The sequence below is a fragment of the Streptomyces sp. Edi2 genome, from assembly GCF_040253635.1.
Taxonomy (GTDB): domain Bacteria; phylum Actinomycetota; class Actinomycetes; order Streptomycetales; family Streptomycetaceae; genus Streptomyces.
Genome location: NZ_JBEJGX010000003.1, coordinates 937335 through 956355 on the forward strand (window position 1 = coordinate 937335; position 19021 = coordinate 956355).

Here is a 19021-nt window from a genome sequence, read left to right on the forward strand (position 1 = left end):
TGGCCCGGGGTCGGGTTCGCGGTACCTTCCCGATGATATTGACGACGACATGACGGAAGCCGGTGGGATCCCGGCGCGGTCGCGCCACTGTATGTCCGGTTTTTTCCAGCCCAGCAGGGCCGGAACCGGGCAAGCCAGACCCGGCATGTCGTTACGCACTCCCACGAACAGGGACGCGAGTTCCCCGCACAGGAGGTTCCGCCATGGCTCAGACCATCGCACCCCCGGCCACCGGCGCCGTCACCCCGGCCCCGCTCCCCCTCAAAGCCATTGCCCCCTGGGCGCTGTTCTTCGGCGTCCTGATGCTCGTTCTGCTGTACTTCATCGGCGCGGAGCAGGGCGCCACCGCCGTGCTGTCCGGCACGGAGGTCCACGAGTGGGTCCACGACGGGCGCCACCTCCTCGGCTTCCCCTGCCACTGATCGGACGGCGCCCCCATGAACTCCGTCACCATCAGAAACCTCCTGGTGCGCGGGATGCTCGCCGGTCTGGCCGCCGGCCTCCTGGCCCTCGTCGTCGCCTACCTGCTGGGCGAACCGCAGGTGAACTCCGCCATCGCGTTCGAGGAAGCACACAGCCACGAACACGAGATGGAGGTCGTCAGCCGCGGTGTGCAGTCCACGGCGGGCCTGGCCACCGGCGTGCTCGTCTACGGCGTGGCGCTGGGCGGCATCGCCGCACTCGCCTTCTGCTTCGCCCTCGGGCGGATCGGCAGGTTCGGTGCCCGCGCCACGGCCGCGCTGCTCTCCGGCGCGGCGCTGCTGGCCGTCTATCTCGTACCGTTCCTGAAGTACCCGGCCAATCCGCCGTCCGTCGGTGACCCCGACACGATCGGCAAACGCACCGCCCTGTACTTCCTGATGATGCTGCTCGGCATCCTGCTGGCCGTCGCCGCCACGATCCTCGGCCGGCGGCTGGCTCCGAAGCTGGGCAACTGGTACGCGGCGGTCGCGGCCGGCGCCGCGTTCGTGGTCGCCATCGGCCTCGCCTATGCGTTCCTGCCGGCCATCAACGAGGTGCCGCACGACTTCTCGGCCACGCTGCTCTGGCAGTTCCGGCTGTCGGCGATCGCCATTCAACTGGTGCTGTGGACCGCCTTCGGGCTGCTCTTCGGCCACCTCGCGGAGCGGGTCGTGCCGAGCCGGTCCCAGGCCACCGCGGACGTGGCGGCACCCGCCGTCTCCTGACCCGCCGGTCACCGAGGGAGGGCCCGTGACGTCCGGCGTCGCGGGCCCTCCCTCGTGGCATGGGGGCCTCCCCCGGGACCTGTCCTGCCGTGTCAGGACAGACCGGGGATGCCGTCCAGATGCGGCAGATCGTGGTCCAGGCGCTCCCGCTTGGCGCGGAGGTAGCGGATGTTCTCCGCACGGGGCGTCATCAGCAGCGGGACCTGTTCGGCGACGGCGATGCCGTACCGCAGCAGCGCCTCGCGCTTGCGCGGATTGTTCGACAGCAGCCGCACGGACCGGACGCCGAGGTCCAGCAGCATCTCCGCGGCCACCCCGTATTCACGGGCGTCGACGGGCAGCCCGAGCGCGATGTTCGCCTCGACCGTGTCCAGCCCGCCCTCCTGCAGCTTCATCGCCTGGAGCTTGGCCAGTAGCCCGATCCCCCGGCCCTCATGGCCCTGGAGATAGACCAGAATGCCGCGCCCTTCCGCCACGATCGCCCGCAGCGCGGCGTCCAATTGATCGCCGCATTCACAGTGGCTGGAGGAGAAGACATCACCGGTGAGGCATTCCGAATGCACCCGGGTCAGTACCGGCTCTCCCCCGACATCGCCGTGGACCAGAGCTACTTGCTCGATCCCGCTACGGCGGTCCAGATAGCCGACGGCGAGGAATTCACCATATGTGGTGGGCAGCCTGACCGTCACCACCTGTTCCACATCGGGTTTCCGGCCGAGGGCATCATCGATTGCGACACGGAGGTCGGGGCGGGCATCGTCGTCGGCGTCCATCATGGCGCGATCGTACCCGCGGTGGGAATGGATCGGCGGTAGTCACTCAGAACACAACAAGTATGCTGCGACAACCATGACTCGGTGAGTCAGCGACGAAAGGCCGCAGCACACGATGACCGCTTCGGGACACCCGACTCCGGCGCCCGGCCTGTTGCCGGCGGACACCACACAGGACGTACGGGCACGGCAGCCGACCATGGCCGTGCTGCCCATCGGCAGCTTCGAACAGCACGGCGACTTCCTGCCGTTGACCACCGATACCGTCATCGCCTGCACCATCGCCCGGGAGGTGGCCGCCGGCCGTCCCGTGCAGCTGCTGCCGCCGCTGACCGTGTCCTGTTCACACGAACACGCCGCATGGCCGGGGACGGTGAGCATTTCGGCGCGCACCCTGCATGCGGTCGTGACGGACATCGCTGATTCGCTCCGCACGTCCGGTATCCGCACGTTGATTCTCGTCAACGGGCACGGTGGAAATTACGTGCTGCGCAATGTCGTTCAGGAATCCGCGGGGCGCGGCGTGCGGATGGCGCTCTTCCCTGGATCGGCCGACTGGGACGCCGCGCGCACCCGGGCCGGGGTGCAGACGTCCGGACACACGGATATGCATGCCGGAGAGGCCGAGACGTCCATTCTGCTGTATGCCCATCCCGAATTGGTCAAGGAAGGCTACCAATCGGCGGATTGTGTCGCCGATGACCGGAAGCAGCTACTGACGCTCGGCATGTCGGCGTATACCGAATCCGGGGTCATCGGGCGCCCTTCGCTGGCCTCCGCCCGCAAGGGACAGGAATTGCTGGCCGGCCTGGTCGAGGCATTCGAGGAATATGCCGCGCTGTTCGGCGCAGGAACGGAAGGCCATGACTGACGTGCTCGACGCGGCGTCCGCCTGGGAGAGGCTGCGGGCCATCCGTACCGACCAGGCGCGGGCCGCCGGATGGGTGACGGACGGCGCCGGCGGGCCGCGCTGGGACCGGCCCGCCGACCCGGAGGCGGTGGAACTCGCCACGCGCTATCTGCCGCTGTGCCTGGCCGGGCCCCGGGTCGCGTTCGCACAGCTCGGGCAGAGCCTGGACGGCTTCATCGCGACCCGTACCGGCGACGCCGACTATGTCACCGGCCCGGAGGACCGCTGTCATCTGCACCGGCTGCGCGCGCTGGCCGATGCGGTGGTGGTCGGGGCCGGCACCGCGGTGGCGGACGATCCGCGGCTGACCGTGCGCGCCTGTACCGGGGACAATCCGGTGCGGGTGGTGCTCGATCCGCGCGGGCGGGTGCCGCTGCACAGCGGGGTGTTCACCGATGGCGCCGCGCCGACGCTGTGGGTGGTGGGCCCCGAGGTCACCGCCGTGCCGCGCGGCAGCGGCGTCGAGGTGCTGGTCCTGCCGGACGCGGACGCGTTCACCCCCCGGCGCGTGCTGTCGGCGCTGGCGCGGCGTGGTCTGGGCCGGGTGCTGGTCGAGGGGGGCGGTGTCACCGTGTCGCGATTCCTGCAGGAGCGGGCGCTGCACCGGCTCTACGTCACCGTCGCGCCGGTGCTGCTCGGCGACGGCGTCCCCGGTCTGCGCTTCCCCGGTACCCCGGTGATGCGGGAAGCGCTACGCCCGCCGCTGCGACGCGCCCTGCTCGGCGAGGACACGCTCTTCGAACTCGAACTGCGGGCGTTCGGCACGCCGTCCGGCGGACCGGCGGACGAGCAGCACCCCGGCGCCCGGGAGGCTCGCGGCGAAGGCGAGCACGCCGTAGATCACGGCGGTGGTGAGTCCCTGCGCCGCACCTAGCCCGGCGGCGCCGAAGGCCCAGGCGGCGACGCCCTCCCGCGGGCCCCAGCCGCCGACGTTCAGCGGCAGCGCCATCGCGAGCAGCGCCAGCACCACGAGCGGCACCAGTTCGGCCGTCGGTGCGTCGGCTCCGGCGACCCGGGCGGCCAGCACGAACATCCCGAGGTAGCCCGCCAGGACCGCCACGGAGGAGAGCAGGACACCGGGCCAGACACCGCGGGCGAGCAGGCCCTGGCGCGCTTCGGTCAGCACGGTGCGCAGGGCCCGTTCGGCGCGCGAGGCGCCCCGTCGGCGGCGCAGCAGACCGGCGGCCGCTACCAGCAGCACGCCCCCGGCGGCCGCGGTCAGTGCGACAGCGGGCGAGGTGAGGAAGCGGGTGACCGGCGCCAGCACCGGCGAGGGCCGGACGAGCAGCACCACGGCCCCGGCGACCAGCAGCACGACCTGGCCTGCGGTGCGTTCCAGTACCACCGCCCGCACGCCCCGGCCGAGGTCACCGGAGTGCCGTCCGTGGCGTACGGCGCGGTGCACATCGCCCAGGACGCCGCCGGGCAGCGCCGCGTTCAGGAACAGCGCCCGGTAGTAGTCCGCGACGGCGCCGCCCAGCGGCAGCCGCAGGCCGAGGCCGCGGGCCACCAGGCACCACCGCCAGGCGCTGAACACCGTGGTGAGCAGGCCGATGGCGAGGGCGGCCAGCAGCGTGGCGGCGTCGATCCTGCGCAGTCCGTCCAGGAAGGCGGCGGAGCCCAGATGCCACACCAGTGCCACCAGGATGCCCAGTCCCGCGAGCAGCCTGAGCCACGCCGCCCAGCGGGAGCGGTTCATCCCGCACTCCCGGCGGAGGGGGGCCCGGGCAGCGCCAGCAGATCCGTGTGGTGCACGGCGACGGACAGCTCCCCCGCCGCGCACTCCTCCAGCCGCCGGCGCAGATAGGCCACCGCCTCGGGGGCCAGCTCCGGCCGCTGGGCGTGCGCCGCGCCGACCCAGCCGCGCAGCCACTCCGCGGTCAGCGCGGATTCCGCACAGTCCAGCCGCCAGGGGCTGGACCGCACCAGCACGGTCGCGCCGCGTCGCTCGAACGCCGCGACCGCCGCCGCGATGGCGTCCGGCCCGAGCAGGGCGCGGCCCTGGTCCGTGCGCCGCTGATGGTCGTTGAAGGCCTCGGCGATCTCGGCATCGAGCGGATCGGAGGGGGTCAGGTCGACCCGTCCGGCGACGGAGAGCGCCAGCAGCACCGGGGCGCCCGCGTCCACACAGGCCTCGGCAAGTGCCTCCACCTCCTCACGGGTGAGCAGATCGAGCAGCGCGGAGGCGGTCACCAGCGAGGTGCCGGCGAGGTCGTCGGCGGTGAGGGTGGCCAGGTCGCCGCGCCGGGTCGTGGTGTCAACGGGCGTGCCGTCGGCTGCCGTTACGGGCAACCGCGCACCGGCGTGCGCGAGCAGCAGCGGATCGAGGTCGTGCAGGATCCAGTGCTGGGGTCCGGGGAGCCGGACGGCGAGCCAGCGTCCCATCGAGCCGGTACCACAACCGAGATCGCGGATCACCAGAGGGCCGGGGCTCCCGGGCGGGCCGCCGGGTGCCTGCCGCGCGGACAGCCACTCCAGCAGTGGATGCAGCAGCTCGGGTGCGCGGGCGGCGGCATCGGCGCGCTCACGCAACTCCAGCCACCGCGGGGCGAACCGGGGCCTCTCGGACGCGTTCACCGTATGCTCCGGATCTCGTCCCGAAGCATTTCCAGCGCTCCGGCCAGACTGTGCGACGTCATCTCCCACCCCTCCAGCATGGCACGCCGTCCGCGTGCCGCGGTCTTCAACCGATCACGCAGCTGCGGATCGCCCAGCCAGTCACGCAGCGCTTCGGCAACGGCCGCGGGCCGGCCTGCCGGTACGAGCAGGCCGGGCACAGCGCCGTCGGGCGCCCGCCCGACCGCTTCCGGCACGCCGTCAACCTCCGTCGCCAGCACCGGAATCCCCCGGGCCAGCGCCTCGGTGACGACCATGCCGTAGGTCTCCGCGTACGAGGTGAGGACCAGCAGGTCGGCCGCGGCGTAACGGGCCTCCAGGTCCGCGCCCGCCCGCGGCCCGGTGAGGTCGATCCGGTCGTCGAGGCCGGACTCCGTGACGCGGCGCCGCAGTTGGGCGACGTAGCCGGGGTCGCGGTCGAGCCCTCCGACGCAGGCGCAGTGCCAGGGCAGCTCTGCGACGGTGGCAAGGGCCTCCACCAGGAGGTGCTGCCCCTTGCGCGGGGTGACCGCGGCGACGCACAGCAGCCCGGTGACGCCGTCGGTGCCCGGCGCGAGGGGCGCGGCATCGGCTCCCGGCCTGGCGACACGGACCCGCGCAGGCGCCAGCCCGTGGTGGGCGACGAGCCTGCGGGCCGCCCACTCGCTGGTGGCCACGACGGCCCCCACGGCCTGCAGGGCGCGGCGTTCGAGCGCGTTCAGCTCCGCCGCCAGGGCGGGGTCGAGTCCGGTCTCGTCGGCCAGCGGCAGGTGGACCAGTACGGCGAGCCGCAGCCGTTCCGCCTCGGGTTCCAGGATCTCGGGGACACCACAGGCGACCAGGCCGTCGAGGAGGACCACGGCGCCGTCCGGCAGCGCCGCCAGGTACCCCACCAGCCCCGCGCGGGCGGCAGTGTCCGGCCGCGGCCAGGTTCCGGGCGCCGTATACGGGCGCACCTGCCAGCCCGCCGCCGGGAGGTCGCGGCACACCCGGCGGTCGTAGGTGTTGCCGCCGCTGGGCACCGCCGGATCGTCGACGTCACCGGGGAGGACGACATGCACCACACGCTCCGCCGCGGCGGTGGCGCCGGTAGGGGTCACAGGGTGCGCTCGTACGTCGCCCAGGCGATGTGCGACTCGTGCAGGGTGACCGAGAGCCCTGCCAGTTCGCGGGCGCTCGCACCGAAGTTGCCCGCCTCGATGCGGTCGGCCAGCCGGTCGGCGATGACCTTGGCCAGGGCCTCCGTCGAGGTGTTGATGCCGGCGAAGTCGGGCTCGTCGTCGAGGTTGCGGTAGTTCAGCTCACCGATCACGGCGCCGAGTTCCTGGGTGGCCAGGCCGATGTCGACAACGATGTTGTCGGCGTCGAGCTCCGCACGGCGGAAGGTGGCGTCCACGATGAAGGTCGCGCCGTGCAGACGCTGCGCGGGTCCGAAGACCGCGCCACGGAAGCTGTGGGCGACCATGAGGTGATCGCGGACGGTGATGCTGAACAAGGCCGTTCCTCCGGTGTGATGTCGGTCTCAGTGAGGTGTCGTCGGGGAGCGAATTCCGGGCGGTTGTCAGCCGTCCGCCGGCCCGTACCGGATGCGGTGGCAGAGCGCCGGGAGATCGCCGGAGGAGAGCCGGGGCAGCACCCGGGGCAGGTCTTCGAAGGCCGACTCGCCGGTGATCAGCGCATCGAAGGCGGGGTCGGCGAGCAGGTCGAGGGCGACCGCGAGCCGGTCGGCGAAGGTACGGCGGGGCCGGGCCGGGGAGACCGTGCCCACCTGGCTGCTGCGGACGACCAGCCTGCGGGAGTGGAACGCCTCCCCCAGCGGCAGGCTGACCTGCCGGTCTCCGTACCAGCTCAGCTCGATCACGGTGCCTTCCGGCGCGAGCAGTTCGAGCGAGCGGGCCAGCCCCTGCTCGGTGGCGCTGGCGTGGACGACCAGGTCACAGTCGCCCAGCGCGTCCGCGGGCAGCGCGAAGTCCACGCCCAGTGCCCGGGCGGTGGCGGCACGCGCGGGGTCGGCGTCGACCAACTGCACCCGGACCCCGGGGAAGCGGGCCAGGACCGCGGCGACGCTGCAGCCGACCATGCCCGCGCCGACCACCGCGATCCGGTCGCCGACCAGCGGCGCGGCGTCCCACAGGGCGTTCACCGCGGTTTCCACGGTGCCCGCCAGCACGGCCCGGGCGGCGGGGACGGTGTCCGGTACCGGGGTGACGGCGCTCGCCGGGACGACGAAGTGCGTCTGGTGCGGATACAGGCAGAAGACCGTACGGCCCAGCAGGTCGTGCGGGCCTTTCTCGACGACGCCAACATTGAGGTAGCCGTACTTGACCGGTGCCGGGAAGTCGCCTTCCTGGAACGGCGCCCGCATCACGGCGTGCTGGCTCTCGGGGACGCCGCCACGGAAGACCAGCGTCTCCGTTCCACGGCTCACGCCGGAGCAGATCGAGCGCACCAGGACCTCACCGGCGGCGGGCTCCGGAAGGGCTACCGTCCGGATCTCGCCCTGACCTGGAGCGCTTAGCCAAAAAGCACAAGCGACGCGCGTCATCGGGATCCTCCTGGACGCTACGGCGATGGTTCATCGATGCTGGAGATCATCAGGACGCCGTCACCCTACGCGGCGCCCTTCGACTCCGCTACACATCCCGGGAGGCAGGGTGGCCGTACAAACGCTCTACGACACAAGGCCGTTCGGACCGGACATTACGGCCGGTATGGGTGCGCAACTGCTGGTTCTGGAAGTCCTGTGCCGGTCGGGCGGTCTGGGCACCGTGGGGTGGTTCACGGGGTGCCTCTTCGCCCTGGTCACCTGGGCGGTGCTCACCGTCGCGCTGCGCCGGACGTGGACCACGTCATTCGGGCCCGCCAACCGCGTCACACTGGCCCGCACCATTCTCGTCGGCGGGGTGACCGCGCTGGTCGCGGACTCCTTCGCCCGGCACACACCGGTCACCGTGCTGATCGTGTTCGCCGCCGTGGCGCTGGTCCTGGACGCGGTCGACGGCCAGGTGGCCCGGCGCACCGGAACGGCGACGCCGCTGGGGGCGCGCTTCGACATGGAGGTCGACGCCTTTTTGATCCTGGTGCTCTGTGTCCATGTCGCGATCCCGCTGGGCGCCTGGGTGCTGGCCATCGGCCTCATGCGGTACGCCTTCGTCGCGGCGTCCTGGGTGCTGCCGTGGCTGCGCGGTGACCTGCCGCACAGCATGGCCCGCAAGACCGTGGCGGCGCTGCAGGGCGTCGTGCTGGTCGTGGCCGGTACGGGAATCCTGCCGCAGGCCTGGGCGGTCACCGCGGTGGCCGTGGCGCTGGGGCTTCTGGTGTGGTCCTTCGGACGCGATGTGGCGTGGTTGTGGCGGACCGGAGCGGGCGAGACGTCCGCGGCGGGCATCGACGTCCCTGTTCTCGCCGGCCTCCGCGTCACGTCCCGGCGTGCCGGCCCAGATAGATGACCAGCGCCAGGAAGACCAGCAGCAACTGGGTCACGACGATGGAGAGCAGCACCTGCCGCCACGGGCTGCGCCGTGGAGCCCGGTGGGTGAGCAGTACCGCACCGGGCAGCCGCGCCAGCTGGGTCCCGGGGCGCACCGCGGTCGCACGGTCCCGCCGGACGCCGCAGCGCGGCGGGGTGCGGTGGCGGGCGGCGCTCTCCGGGCAGGCACGGCCGTGTCCGCGAGCGGTGCGCAGCGGCCCCCGTCCGGGGGGACGTCCCCGGCAGGGCCGTACGGTCCCCGGCCCGAGGGACGCGGGTATGCAGGTACGGGAGCGGACCGCCCGCCAGGGCGGCGGTCCCTTGCGCCGTGGTGATCCGGACATCCGCTTCACCCTTTTCCGCTGGTGAACGGGCGGACCTTTCCCTGGCGGCCACCGTCCTCGGGATGACGGGGCCGAAGGGAGGGAAGGGAGCGAACGGGTCGGAGGAAGCGGATCACGAGACCGCCCCCACCCCGCCGGGCGCCGGCCGGGGGCCGGCCTCGGCCTGCCGCAGCTCGGTGAGGAGCGCATGCTGCCCGGCAAGCACCTCGGTGAGGACCCGGCGGGCGGCGCACAGCAGTTCCGCGACATCGCCTCCGGCCAGCTCGTAGACGACGGTGGAGCCGCTGCGGGTGGCCGTCACCATGCCCGAGCGGCGCAGCACGGCGAGTTGCTGGGAGAGCGCGGACGGCTCCACCTCGATCGCGGAGAGCAGTCCCCGCACGGGCATCGGCCCGTTCTGGAGCAGTTCCAGCACCCGGATACGGACCGGGTGACCCAGCATCCGGAAGAAGTCGGCCTTGGCCTGACAGAGCGGAAACCAGGCGCCGTTCATGCCCGCACCCCGCTCCCGGGACCGGGCCCGGACCGCGCCGCGCGCACCCGTATCCGTAGCCGTGTCCATATCCGTAGCCGTACCGATGCGGCGAAACCGCCCACGCATATCCTCCGCGTTCAGGCCGACCGGCCGTCGCGTCATCTGTTGAATTGCGGAATTCTGCAACTGTAGACGACGGGGTCGGGCAACTTGAATGGGTGTACCGGACAAACCGGGGGCACGCACGGCGCGGACGCCCCGGCGCGGCCCGCCCCCCGGACCGGCACCACCCGGCACCACCCGTCCCCGTGGGCACCGGACCGCCGGTGCCACCGTCCGCCGGGCGGCCGTGGCGCCGACTCGGATCGAGCGGATCGGGCAGGTCGGGCGGATCGCACGGATCGGGCGAACTCGACTTCGGACAAGGGTAGTTGCCGCACGGACCGGCAGGAGCACTCGCCGCCGGTACGTCCGAGCGCCCAACGACTGCGAGGCCGGAACCTCCGGGCGGCGCCCGGTACGGTTCCGGGCGCGGTCCCGTACCCCGCACCCCGTACCCCGTGGTTTCCGCTGGACAGCCCCCCATCCCCCAACCCCATAGTGACGCCCATGACTTCACTGATACGTCACACCACGATCGACTGCACCGACGCCTACCGCCTGGCGAGCTTCTGGGCACAGGTGCTGGACGGCACGCTGGCCGGGGACGACCTGCCGGGCGATCCGGAGGCCACGGTCACGGCCCCGGGTGGCACCCTGCTCTTCGTCACGGTGCCCGATGCCAAGGCCGGGAAGAACAGAGTGCACCTGGATCTGCAGCCACAGGACCGGAGCCGGGACGAGGAGGTCGAACGGCTGCTGGCGCTCGGCGCGACCCTGGTGGCCGACCACCGCCGGGCCGACGGGGCCGGGTGGGTGACGCTGGCCGACATCGAGGGCAACGAGTTCTGCGTCGAGCGCAGCGCGGCCGAACGGGCGGGCTGACCCCGGTGGCCCACGTGGCCCGGCGACCCGGTGGCCCCGGGACGGCCCCCGATGCGGTGGTCCCCGGTGGGCGCCGAGCGGCGGCCGACGCCCACGCCCGTTCAGCGCCACCTCCCCGGGGCCGTTGGGGTGATCAAACGCGTCGGCGCCCCTCAGCGGGTGTCGTCGGGCGGTCCTGGCGCGTTGGTCTTCCGTGACCCTTTCCCGCGCCCGTCCATGGTTTCTGCCGACCAGCCTCGCGGCCTTCCTGACCGAGACATGGCCGGACGGACCGGCTGACGACCCGTCGGACGCCCGGCCCGATGCCGAGTCCGACGCACCGTCCGATACCCGGTCAGGCGAGGGTGCTCCGGCCGGTTGCCGGCCGTGCGCCGAGGCGGCCGGTACTGCCGACGAGGGCCGGGAGAAACCCGCTGACCGGCCCTGACCGGCCCTGATCGGCCATCCGCTGCGGCGCCGGGCAGCGGACTTGACGGCGTGTCGAAAGCTGGCCGCTGCACGCACCGTCATCATCGGGTTACCACATGTGGCGAGCGGAAGTGATCGCCCATAGCTTCGCTTCATGGCGCTACGACAGATGAAATACATGGGCTGTGTCGCCGCGATGCTGGTCGGCGGTCTGGGCGCGGCATCGCCGGACGACGCAACGGAACGACTCGTCGTCCACCCCGGTCAGTCGATCCAGCGGGCGGTGGACAGAGCGAAGCCGGGTGACACCGTCATCATCCGGCCCGGCCACTACCGGGAGAGCGTGGTCATCCGCAAGTCGCGGCTGCGCCTCGTCGGTGCGGGCCCCAAGACGGTGATCGGACCGATCGGCAAGCGGGCCGGGAACATGTGCGCGAAGGCCGGCAACGGCATCTGCGTCATCGGCAAGGGGGGCAGGCCGCTGCGGGATGTCAGCATCCGTTCGCTGACCGTCAAGGGCTTCAAGAAGAACGGCGTCTGGGCCTCCGGCACCGACCGGCTGGCCGTGCGCCACGTGTTCGCACGGAACAACGGCGTGTGGGGCATCGCCCAGGAGAGGTCCGTCCGCGGGCTGTTCCGGGACAACGTCGTCACCGGCAACGGCGACTCCGGCATCTTCCTGGCCAACACGGTCAAGGAGGAGGGCGGGGCCACCGACACCCGCGGGGCCACGGTCACCGAGAACTACCTCGCGAGGAACCGGGTCGGCATCACGGTACGCCGCGTCAGAAACCTGACGATCGCCCACAACACCATCACCAAGAACTGCGCCGGCGTCTTCGTCGTCGGCGACGAGTCCCGCCCCCGGGCCGGAGCCCTGGCGGTCCGGAACAACACCATCGTCAAGAACAACAAGTACTGCCCCGCCAACCCCCGCCTGCCGTTCCTCCAGGGGTCCGGCATCGTCCTCACCGGCGCCGAGAAGACAGTGGTGCGGCGCAACCTGATCCGCGACAACGTCGGCAAGTCCCCGCTCTCCGGCGGCGTCGTGCTCTTCCACAGCTTCGTGAAGGCGACCAACGAACGCAACCTCATCATCGACAACCTCGTGCTGCACAACAAGCCGGTGGACCTCGCCGACCGCGACCCCAAGGGCAGGGGAAACCGGTTCGTCGACAACATCTGCCGGACCTCGCAGCCGGCCGGTCTGTGCCGACGGCAAGAGGTGCACGAGGCGCAGCCCTCGTCAACCGGAGAATAGAGGCGGAATGACCACAGTAAGTCCCACCCCCCAGCCGGCCATGCGGCTCCGGGAGCTCGTCTTCGGAGCCGCCTGTGCGGCGGCCGTGCGGGCGGCGGCGCAACTCCGCGTCGCCGACGCACTGGGCGACCGGCCCACCACCGCGGTGGAACTGGCCGCCGCGGTGAAGACCGAGCCCCGGCCGCTGGACCGGCTGCTGCGCACCCTGTCGTGCTACGGGATCTTCGAGGAGACCGACGACGGCAAGTACGTGCACACAGAGATGTCCCGGCTGCTGCGGGAGGACACCCCCAACAGCCTGCGGTATATCTCGCTGTGGTGCACCGAGCCGTGGACCTGGGCGGCCTGGCCGCGGCTCGACGATGCGGTGCGCACCGGCCGCAGCGTCTTCGACGACCTGTACGGCAAGAGCTTCTTCGAGTACCTGCACCAGGACGCCGGGGACTCGGCCGAGGTCTTCAACCGTGCGATGACCACGTCCAGCAAGCAGTCGGCGCAGGACATCGCGGACCTGCTCGATCTGACCGGTGCGTCGTCGGTGGCGGACATCGGCGGCGGCCAGGGGCATGTGCTCGCCAGTCTGCTGGAGAAGTACCCCGCTCTCGAGGGCACCCTGCTCGATCTGCCCACCGTCGTGGCGAAGCCGGACCCCCGGCTGCGCGACGGCGGCCCGCTCGCCTCGCGCGTACGGGTCGTGCCGGGCGACTGCCGCGAGGACATCCCGGTCCGGGCCGATGTCTACATCATCAAGAACATCCTGGAGTGGGACGACGAGAGCACCCGCCGCACGCTGCACCACGTCGTCAAGGCGGCCCGTCCCGGCGCCCGCGTCGTGATCATCGAGAATCTGGTCGACGACAGCCCCTCGATGAAGTTCACCACCGCCATGGACCTGCTGTTGCTGCTCAACGTCGGTGGTGCCAAGCACACCAAGGCGAGCCTGGTCAGCCGGATGGGGGAGGCCGGCCTGAAGGTCGGCGAGATCCGGGAGGTCAATCCGTACCTGCACGCGTTCGAGTGCACCGTCCCCGAATGATCATGACCCGGCACGGCAGGCCGCCCGGTGAGGAGCGCTCTCCTCACCGGGCGGCCTTGCCCGTGTCCGGGACGGCGCGGGAACCAGGGGATCGCCTCGGCTCCGCGTACGCGTCAGCCGCTGCCGTCGCGCTGCCAGCTGTAGAACTGCTGGGCCATCGCATCCTTGGGGCTTCGCCAGGTCTCCGGGTCGTACGCGCTGACGAAGGCGGACAGCTTGTCGCTGACGGCGCGGAACTCGGGGTGTTCCGTCACCTTGGCGATCTCGGGGCCGGGCGGCCGGTCGGATTCGATGAGGTGCAGATACACGTCACCGAACTGGAAGAGGGTCCGTCGCGAGACGCCGACCAGGTGCGGCAGTTCCGTACGGTCGGAGGCCTGGAAGACCTCGGCGATGTCCGGAGCCGAACCGGGCGCCATACGAGCGACGATCAGAGCGTGATGCATCGGGAAGATCCCTTCATTGCCGCCGGGCGGCGGTCCGCACGCGGCCTGGCGGTCCTTCAGCTGACGGTGGTGGACCGGAGCTCGCGGTCCCGCTGCTCGATGCGGTCGCGGATGAGCTCCATCTGGATCCGGGAGTTGCGGTTGATGAGCTCGGTCATGCCCTTGTCGTCGACCGGGGCGTCCGGCTTCATCGCGAAGTCCTGGGTCCAGTGCATGGAGGTGCCGCCGGGAATCTCGGCGTACTTCCAGTGGATGTCCATGTGCGCGAACGGGCCGGTCTCGACGCGGCGGGCGCGCACGGTGCGGTTGTGGCGGTCGATGACGCGCTCGGAGACCCAGCTCCAGACCGTGCCGTTGTCATCGGGGTGCATGGTCAGCCGGAAGGTGGTCTTGTCACCCTCCCTGGACAGCACCTCGACCGAGGCGTACTCGCTGAACAGTTGCGGCCAGTTCTCGATGTCGTTGGTGATGTCCCAGACGAGGTCGAGCGGCGCCGCGATGGTGATGTCGTTCTCGGTGTGGCCGGACATGTCAGGCTCCTGTCGTAGACACGTTCTCTTGGACGGTGGGGACGGTTTGGGCGGCGTTGACGAGGGCGAGGAAGTCGCGCGGCGTCTTGCAGCGCTCCGCGTCGGTCGGCATCGGCCGGCCCTGCCGGTTCTCCAGCTCGCCGACGATGCCGAGGAGGCCGAGCGAGTCCAGGCCGAACTCGTTGAACGTCGCGTCGGGCCGGTTCGCCAGCTCCTTCGGGTCGACGGTGAGCCCGGCGGCGGACTTCATCAGCGCGGCCAGCTCATTGAGCGTCAGTTGAGCGTTCATGTGCGGTTCTCCTTCTCACGAGGGGGACGGGGAGCCCTTCCGCAGCACCATTGCCGCGTTCGAGCCCATCAGCCCCCGGCTCAGCACCAGCGCCGTCCGCAACTCGGCGGGGCGGGCCCGGCCGGTCACCACGTCAAGGTCGTGGCAGACATCGACGACGTTGGGGGTGGGCGGCACGACGCCCTGTTCCATGGAGAGCACCGCGGCCGCGGTGTCCAGAACGGGGGCGCCGCAGTACGCCCGGCCGGTGCCGGTCTTGGGTGCGGTCACCGGGACCTGCGAGGCGTGCCGGCCCAGGGCGTCCGCGATCGCCAGCGCCTCGGCCCGGTCGGCCGCGGGAACGCCGAGCGCATCCGCGAACACCACATCGATCTCCTCCGGGGCGCACCGGGCATCCGCCAGCGCGCCGCGGATCGCATGCGCGAGCCCGTCCCGGGACTCCTCCCACAGGGAGGCTCCGGTGAAGGTCGCGGCGTGCCCGGCCAGCAGGGCCCGGACGCTCGCGCCACGGCTCACGGCCGCCGCCTCTTCCTCGACGATCAGCATCGCGCCGCCCTCGGCGGGCACGAATCCGCAGGCGCCGCTGGTGAACGGCCGGTAGGCGCGGGCCGGGTCGTCGAGCTTGCTGAGATCGTCGTAGCCGAGCTGGCAGACGACCGAGTAGGGGGCCAGCGGTGCCTCGGCGGCACCCACGACGACGGCATCGGTGCCGCGCCGGATGGTGCGTCCGGCATGCGCCAGGGCATCCAGTCCGCCCGCCTCGTCGCTGGCCACGACTCCGCACGGCCCCTTGAAGCCGCCGCGGATGGAGATCTGTCCGGTGCTGGCCGCGTAGAACCAGGCGATCGACTGGTACGGGCCGACGTGGCGGGAGCCCTGGCCCCAGAGCCGTTGCAGCTCCCGCTGGCCGAACTCGCCGCCGCCGGATCCGGCGGCCGTGACGACGCCCACCGCGAACGGTGAGTCGTTGTAGTCGGCACGGCCGAGCCGGGCGTCGTCCAGCGCGAGGTTGGCCGCCGCCATGGCGAAGTGGGTGAACCGGTCGGTCTGGACGAGGTAGCGCTCCTCGATCAGATCCGCCGGGTCGAAGCCGCGGACCTCGCCCGCGACCTTGAGCGGAAGGTGCTCACACCCCTCACGGGTGACGCGGTCGAGGACGCTGATGCCCTCGACCGTCGCCTTCCAGAAGGTTTCGGTGCTCACCCCGTTGGGGGCGATGACACCGATGCCGGTGACGACGGAACGACGTGTCTTCCGGGAGCTCATGATGCCCTCCCACCCTGTCGGGTCAGTACCACCGCTGACTGGAATCCACCGAAGCCGCTGCCGACCGAGAGCACCGAACGCAGCGGCAGCTCCCGTGCGGTCTTGGGCACGTAGTCGAGGTCGCACTCCGGGTCCGGAGTCTCGTAGTTGGCTGTGGGCGGCACCACTTGATGGGTGAGTGCCAGCACACAGGCCACGATCTCGATCGCGCCGATGGCCCCGAGCGAGTGGCCGACCATGGATTTGATGGAACTCATCGGGATCTTGCGGGCGTGTGCGCCGAGCGACCGCTTGACCGCGGCCGTCTCGTGCCGGTCGTTCTGCTGGGTGCCCGAGCCGTGCGCGTTGACGTAGTCGACCTGGGTGGCGTCGATCCGGGCGTCGCCCAGGGCCCGGTTGATCGCCTCGGCCATTTCCAGGCCTTCCTGGGTGAGACCGGTCATGTGGTACGCGTTGCCGAAGGTGGCGTAGCCACGGATCTCACAGTGGATCGTCGCACCGCGGGCGCGGGCGTGTTCCAGCTCTTCCAGGACGAGGACGGCGCCGCCCTCCCCCATCACGAATCCGTCGCGGTGGGCGTCGAACGGCTTGGAGGCATGGGCGGGGTCGTCGTTGTTCGCGGACGTCGCCTTGATCGCGTCGAAGCAGGCCACGGTGATCGGGGAGATCGGCGAGTCGGATGCGCCGGCGATGCACACATCGACCCGGCCCTCCTCGATCGAGTGGAAGGCGTACCCGATGGCGTCGAGACCGGAGGTGCAGCCCGTGGAGACGGTCTGCACCGGGCCATGGGCCCCGACCCGTTCCGCCACCGCGGAGGCGAGCGAACTGGGAGAGAACGCCCGCTCCAGATAGCGGCCGGCCGGCCGGTGGTCGACATCCCACCGTTCACCGTGGTTGCTGACGGCGACATAGTCATGTTCCAGACGGGTGGTGCCGCCGACCGCGGTGCCCAGGGACACCCCGATGCGCCAAGGGTCCTCGGCCTCCGTGTCCAGGCCGGCGCTGCGCAGCGCCTCGTCGGCGGCGACCATCGCGAACTGGATGTACCGGTCGGAGCGGGCCACCTGCTCCTCGCTCAGACCGTGCGCCGCGGGATCGAAGTCACACTCGGCGGCGATGCGCGAGCGGAACCCCTCCGGGTCGAAGAGGGTGATGCCACGGGTCGCCGTGCGGCCTGCGGACAGCAGGTCCCAGAAGGCGGACACACCCACGCCGCCCGGAGCGACGATCCCGACGCCGGTGACCGCCACTCGGCGGGTCATGACACCGGCTCCGTGCGTTCCGGTGGTGCGGCCGGTGTGCTCTCTTCCATGCCCTCGGTGTCGACGTGGCCCAGCTCCGGGCGCGGGGCGAGCGGGCCGAGGTGGAAGACCATCCGGGCCTCCACCTCGCCGACGTTGCGGAAGCGGTGCCGCATGTACGGCGGGATCAGCAGCCCCTGGTCAGGGCGGAGCGGGTGCGGTTCCCCGTCGAGGTCCACTTCGAGTGCGCCTTGGACGACGTACACGAACTCCTCGGAGTAGGGGTGGTAGTGCTCGCCGATGCGCTCGCCGGGCTGCACGAGTGCCATGCCCATGAAGCCGCTCGTGGCGCCCACCGCGCTGGGTGTCAGCATGGCGCGCAGATCACCTCCGCGCCTGCGGTTGGGCTGGGTCTCGCTGAGGTCCACGATGCGTGGGCGGTACGTGGTCATGGCTGCTTCCTCCAGGGGCTGGGGCCGGGGGTGAGTGAGAGGAGAGACCTGCTGCGGCCGGGCCCGTTCAGGCGCCCGGTGCCCGGCGGTCCGTGATGAGGGCCATGTCGGCGCGCTCCAGGAAATGTGCGAGCTCCCGGTCGTTGGACAGACCGCCGGCCACTTCGGTGTCGAGCAGACGCCGCAGCACGGCCGTCTTGCGAGGACCGCGCACGCCGAGCGCGAGCACGGGATCGCTCTCGATCGGGATCCGGAGATCGATGAGGCGGACGACCACGTCGTCGCGCTGGAAGATGGTGCTGCCGGCGATGGGGCAGGCGGGATCGTCCGCGGCCAGCTCGTCCTGGCGGGCGAGCATCTGGGCCAGCGTCATACCGCAGCCTTCCTTGGCGGGGTAGAACAGCGCATGCCGCTTGATGCCGTCGGGCTGCTGTCCGCCCGAGGCGACGTGGTGCACCGCGGGCAGCGCGGCACGGGTGAAGAACACCCGGGCGGAGTTCGGATCGCTCAGGTCGCGGTCCTGCTCCAGATAGGGGTTGACGGCCTCCTCGACGGCCCGGACCTCGGGCTGCTGGGAGATGTGCCGCAGCGCGGCGACGAGGTCGCCCTGCACCTCGACCGCACGCACGACGCGGTTGCCGTGCATGAAGAGGGAGGTACGGCGGAGCCGGGTGGTGTCGTCGACCTTGGCCTCCGGGGAGGTGTACCCGGCGAGGATGTCCGCGACCATCGATTCGCTGCCCGGCTTCACGGTGAAGGTCAGCGCGTGCCGGACCACCCCGTCGCCGACGCGGGGGTTGGCCTGCAGGCGGCCCTTGGGAGGCTCGGGCGCGAGGCGGGCGACGTTCGAGGTCTCGCGCAGGACGCTGAAGCGCAGCGACCGGGTGTCACGGACACAGCCGTGCAGCGGCTGGACCATCTTGACGTGTTCCTCGCTGTTGACCCAGGCCAGGAACGGCGGTGCGCTCTCCCATTCACTGGTGATGAGCCACTGGGAGGGGTTCTCGATGGACTGGCACAGCTGGTCGGTGATGTGTCCGGGAACGGACGCGACCTGGTTGCGCAGGTGCTCGTAGGCTTCGAGGAAGTCCTGCTGGGCTCCGTCGTGGAGGTCCAGCAGCAGCACGACCCTCAGCCGGGAGCCGTCGAAGGCCGACTGGGATATTCGTTCCGACAGCGTTGTCATCGTCTACGCATCTCCTTCGGGGCCCGATGGCCCCAGTGGTGCGTCGTCAGTTCCGGTGCGATCCGGGTGACTGAGCCGGATGGTGGGGACGGCCGCTCCGGATGTCGCGGGGGCGTCCCGGATTCGATCGTCGCCGCGACCCACGGGTGGCGCGAGATGTGTGAGC

22 protein-coding genes and 1 pseudogene are annotated in these 19021 nt (G+C 71.3%); 8 read left to right on the forward strand and 15 right to left on the reverse strand.

Features of this window, described 5'->3' with window-relative positions; translation table 11 throughout:
* Positions 1-203: 203 nt before the first annotated feature.
* Together ABR737_RS07505 and ABR737_RS07510 are read left to right on the forward strand one after the other, a co-directional pair.
* Positions 204-422, forward strand: a complete 219-nt coding sequence (locus ABR737_RS07505) for a CbtB domain-containing protein (RefSeq protein ID WP_350249405.1) — start codon at positions 204-206, stop codon at positions 420-422.
* A gap of 15 nt (positions 423-437) precedes the next feature.
* Entirely contained in the window at positions 438-1187 is a 750-nt protein-coding gene (locus ABR737_RS07510) for a CbtA family protein (protein WP_350249406.1), read from the forward strand.
* A gap of 92 nt (positions 1188-1279) precedes the next feature.
* On the opposite strand, the gene ribA is transcribed toward ABR737_RS07510, so the two are convergent.
* Positions 1280-1963: a GTP cyclohydrolase II gene (ribA, locus tag ABR737_RS07515; protein WP_502964293.1), complete on the reverse strand. Its 684-nt coding sequence runs from the start codon at positions 1961-1963 to the stop codon at positions 1280-1282.
* A 112-nt stretch (positions 1964-2075) separates the two neighbouring features.
* Here ribA and ABR737_RS07520 point away from each other — a divergent pair, with 112 nt between their 5' ends.
* Positions 2076-2831, forward strand: coding sequence for a creatininase family protein (locus tag ABR737_RS07520; protein ID WP_350249407.1), 756 nt, complete (start codon positions 2076-2078; stop codon positions 2829-2831).
* A pseudogene (locus ABR737_RS07525) lies at positions 2824-3459 on the forward strand (RibD family protein); the annotation flags it as partial. The gene ABR737_RS07520 and the pseudogene ABR737_RS07525, both read left to right, overlap by 8 nt.
* Positions 3460-3561: 102 nt before the next feature.
* Here the strand turns inward: ABR737_RS07525 and ABR737_RS07530 are convergent.
* The 5 genes from ABR737_RS07530 to ABR737_RS07550 all read right to left on the reverse strand — a co-directional run bounded on the left by ABR737_RS07530 (position 3562) and on the right by ABR737_RS07550 (position 8010).
* The gene (locus ABR737_RS07530) at positions 3562-4569 is read right to left on the reverse strand and encodes a lysylphosphatidylglycerol synthase transmembrane domain-containing protein (RefSeq protein ID WP_350249408.1); all 1008 of its coding nucleotides are present in this window, start codon (positions 4567-4569) and stop codon (positions 3562-3564) included.
* Positions 4566-5447: a class I SAM-dependent methyltransferase gene (locus tag ABR737_RS07535; RefSeq protein WP_350249409.1), complete on the reverse strand. Its 882-nt coding sequence runs from the start codon at positions 5445-5447 to the stop codon at positions 4566-4568. Before ABR737_RS07535 ends, ABR737_RS07530 begins: the two co-directional genes overlap by 4 nt.
* Positions 5444-6565, reverse strand: coding sequence for a glycosyltransferase family 4 protein (locus tag ABR737_RS07540; protein WP_350249410.1), 1122 nt, complete (start codon positions 6563-6565; stop codon positions 5444-5446). The genes ABR737_RS07535 and ABR737_RS07540 overlap by 4 nt, the downstream gene beginning before the upstream one ends.
* Positions 6562-6960, reverse strand: a complete 399-nt coding sequence (locus tag ABR737_RS07545; RefSeq protein ID WP_350249411.1) for a 6-pyruvoyl trahydropterin synthase family protein — start codon at positions 6958-6960, stop codon at positions 6562-6564. The genes ABR737_RS07540 and ABR737_RS07545 overlap by 4 nt, the downstream gene beginning before the upstream one ends.
* A gap of 66 nt (positions 6961-7026) precedes the next feature.
* A complete protein-coding gene (locus ABR737_RS07550) occupies positions 7027-8010 on the reverse strand; it encodes a zinc-dependent alcohol dehydrogenase (RefSeq protein WP_350249412.1) in 984 nt (327 codons plus the stop codon).
* A gap of 109 nt (positions 8011-8119) precedes the next feature.
* Here ABR737_RS07550 and ABR737_RS07555 point away from each other — a divergent pair, with 109 nt between their 5' ends.
* A complete protein-coding gene (locus tag ABR737_RS07555; RefSeq protein ID WP_502964294.1) occupies positions 8120-8914 on the forward strand; it encodes a CDP-alcohol phosphatidyltransferase family protein in 795 nt (264 codons plus the stop codon).
* Here ABR737_RS07555 and ABR737_RS07560 read toward each other — a convergent pair.
* Positions 8883-9278, reverse strand: a complete 396-nt coding sequence (locus ABR737_RS07560; RefSeq protein ID WP_350249413.1) for a hypothetical protein — start codon at positions 9276-9278, stop codon at positions 8883-8885. The genes ABR737_RS07555 and ABR737_RS07560 overlap by 32 nt on opposite strands.
* 112 nt (positions 9279-9390) lie before the next feature.
* Positions 9391-9771, reverse strand: a complete 381-nt coding sequence (locus tag ABR737_RS07565; protein ID WP_350256708.1) for an ArsR/SmtB family transcription factor — start codon at positions 9769-9771, stop codon at positions 9391-9393.
* A 591-nt stretch (positions 9772-10362) separates the two neighbouring features.
* Here ABR737_RS07565 and ABR737_RS07570 point away from each other — a divergent pair.
* The 3 genes from ABR737_RS07570 (at position 10363) to ABR737_RS07580 (ending at position 13442) form a co-directional block, all read left to right on the forward strand.
* The gene (locus ABR737_RS07570) at positions 10363-10737 is read left to right on the forward strand and encodes a VOC family protein (RefSeq protein WP_350249414.1); all 375 of its coding nucleotides are present in this window, start codon (positions 10363-10365) and stop codon (positions 10735-10737) included.
* A 562-nt stretch (positions 10738-11299) separates the two neighbouring features.
* Entirely contained in the window at positions 11300-12406 is a 1107-nt protein-coding gene (locus ABR737_RS07575) for a right-handed parallel beta-helix repeat-containing protein (RefSeq protein ID WP_350249415.1), read from the forward strand.
* A 7-nt stretch (positions 12407-12413) separates the two neighbouring features.
* Entirely contained in the window at positions 12414-13442 is a 1029-nt protein-coding gene (locus ABR737_RS07580) for a methyltransferase (RefSeq protein ID WP_350249416.1), read from the forward strand.
* Positions 13443-13555: 113 nt separating this feature from the next.
* Here ABR737_RS07580 and ABR737_RS07585 read toward each other — a convergent pair whose 3' ends face one another.
* From ABR737_RS07585 to ABR737_RS07615, 7 genes are all read right to left on the reverse strand, one after another.
* Positions 13556-13888, reverse strand: a complete 333-nt coding sequence (locus ABR737_RS07585) for a TcmI family type II polyketide cyclase (RefSeq protein ID WP_159478707.1) — start codon at positions 13886-13888, stop codon at positions 13556-13558.
* Between the two features lie 56 nt (positions 13889-13944).
* Positions 13945-14418: an SRPBCC family protein gene (locus tag ABR737_RS07590; protein ID WP_350249417.1), complete on the reverse strand. Its 474-nt coding sequence runs from the start codon at positions 14416-14418 to the stop codon at positions 13945-13947.
* Position 14419: 1 nt separating this feature from the next.
* Positions 14420-14707 carry an acyl carrier protein gene (locus ABR737_RS07595; protein ID WP_129292754.1) on the reverse strand — a complete coding sequence of 96 codons (288 nt, stop codon included), beginning with the start codon at positions 14705-14707 and terminating at the stop codon, positions 14420-14422.
* Between the two features lie 15 nt (positions 14708-14722).
* On the reverse strand, positions 14723-15973 hold the full coding sequence (locus ABR737_RS07600) for a ketosynthase chain-length factor (protein ID WP_350249418.1): 1251 nt from the start codon (positions 15971-15973) through the stop codon (positions 14723-14725).
* Positions 15970-17238, reverse strand: coding sequence for a beta-ketoacyl-[acyl-carrier-protein] synthase family protein (locus ABR737_RS07605; protein ID WP_350249419.1), 1269 nt, complete (start codon positions 17236-17238; stop codon positions 15970-15972). Before ABR737_RS07605 ends, ABR737_RS07600 begins: the two co-directional genes overlap by 4 nt.
* A complete protein-coding gene (locus ABR737_RS07610; protein WP_350249420.1) occupies positions 17235-17669 on the reverse strand; it encodes a cupin domain-containing protein in 435 nt (144 codons plus the stop codon). Before ABR737_RS07610 ends, ABR737_RS07605 begins: the two co-directional genes overlap by 4 nt.
* Positions 17670-17736: 67 nt before the next feature.
* The gene (locus ABR737_RS07615; RefSeq protein WP_350249421.1) at positions 17737-18855 is read right to left on the reverse strand and encodes a SchA/CurD-like domain-containing protein; all 1119 of its coding nucleotides are present in this window, start codon (positions 18853-18855) and stop codon (positions 17737-17739) included.
* Positions 18856-19021: the final 166 nt, after the last annotated feature.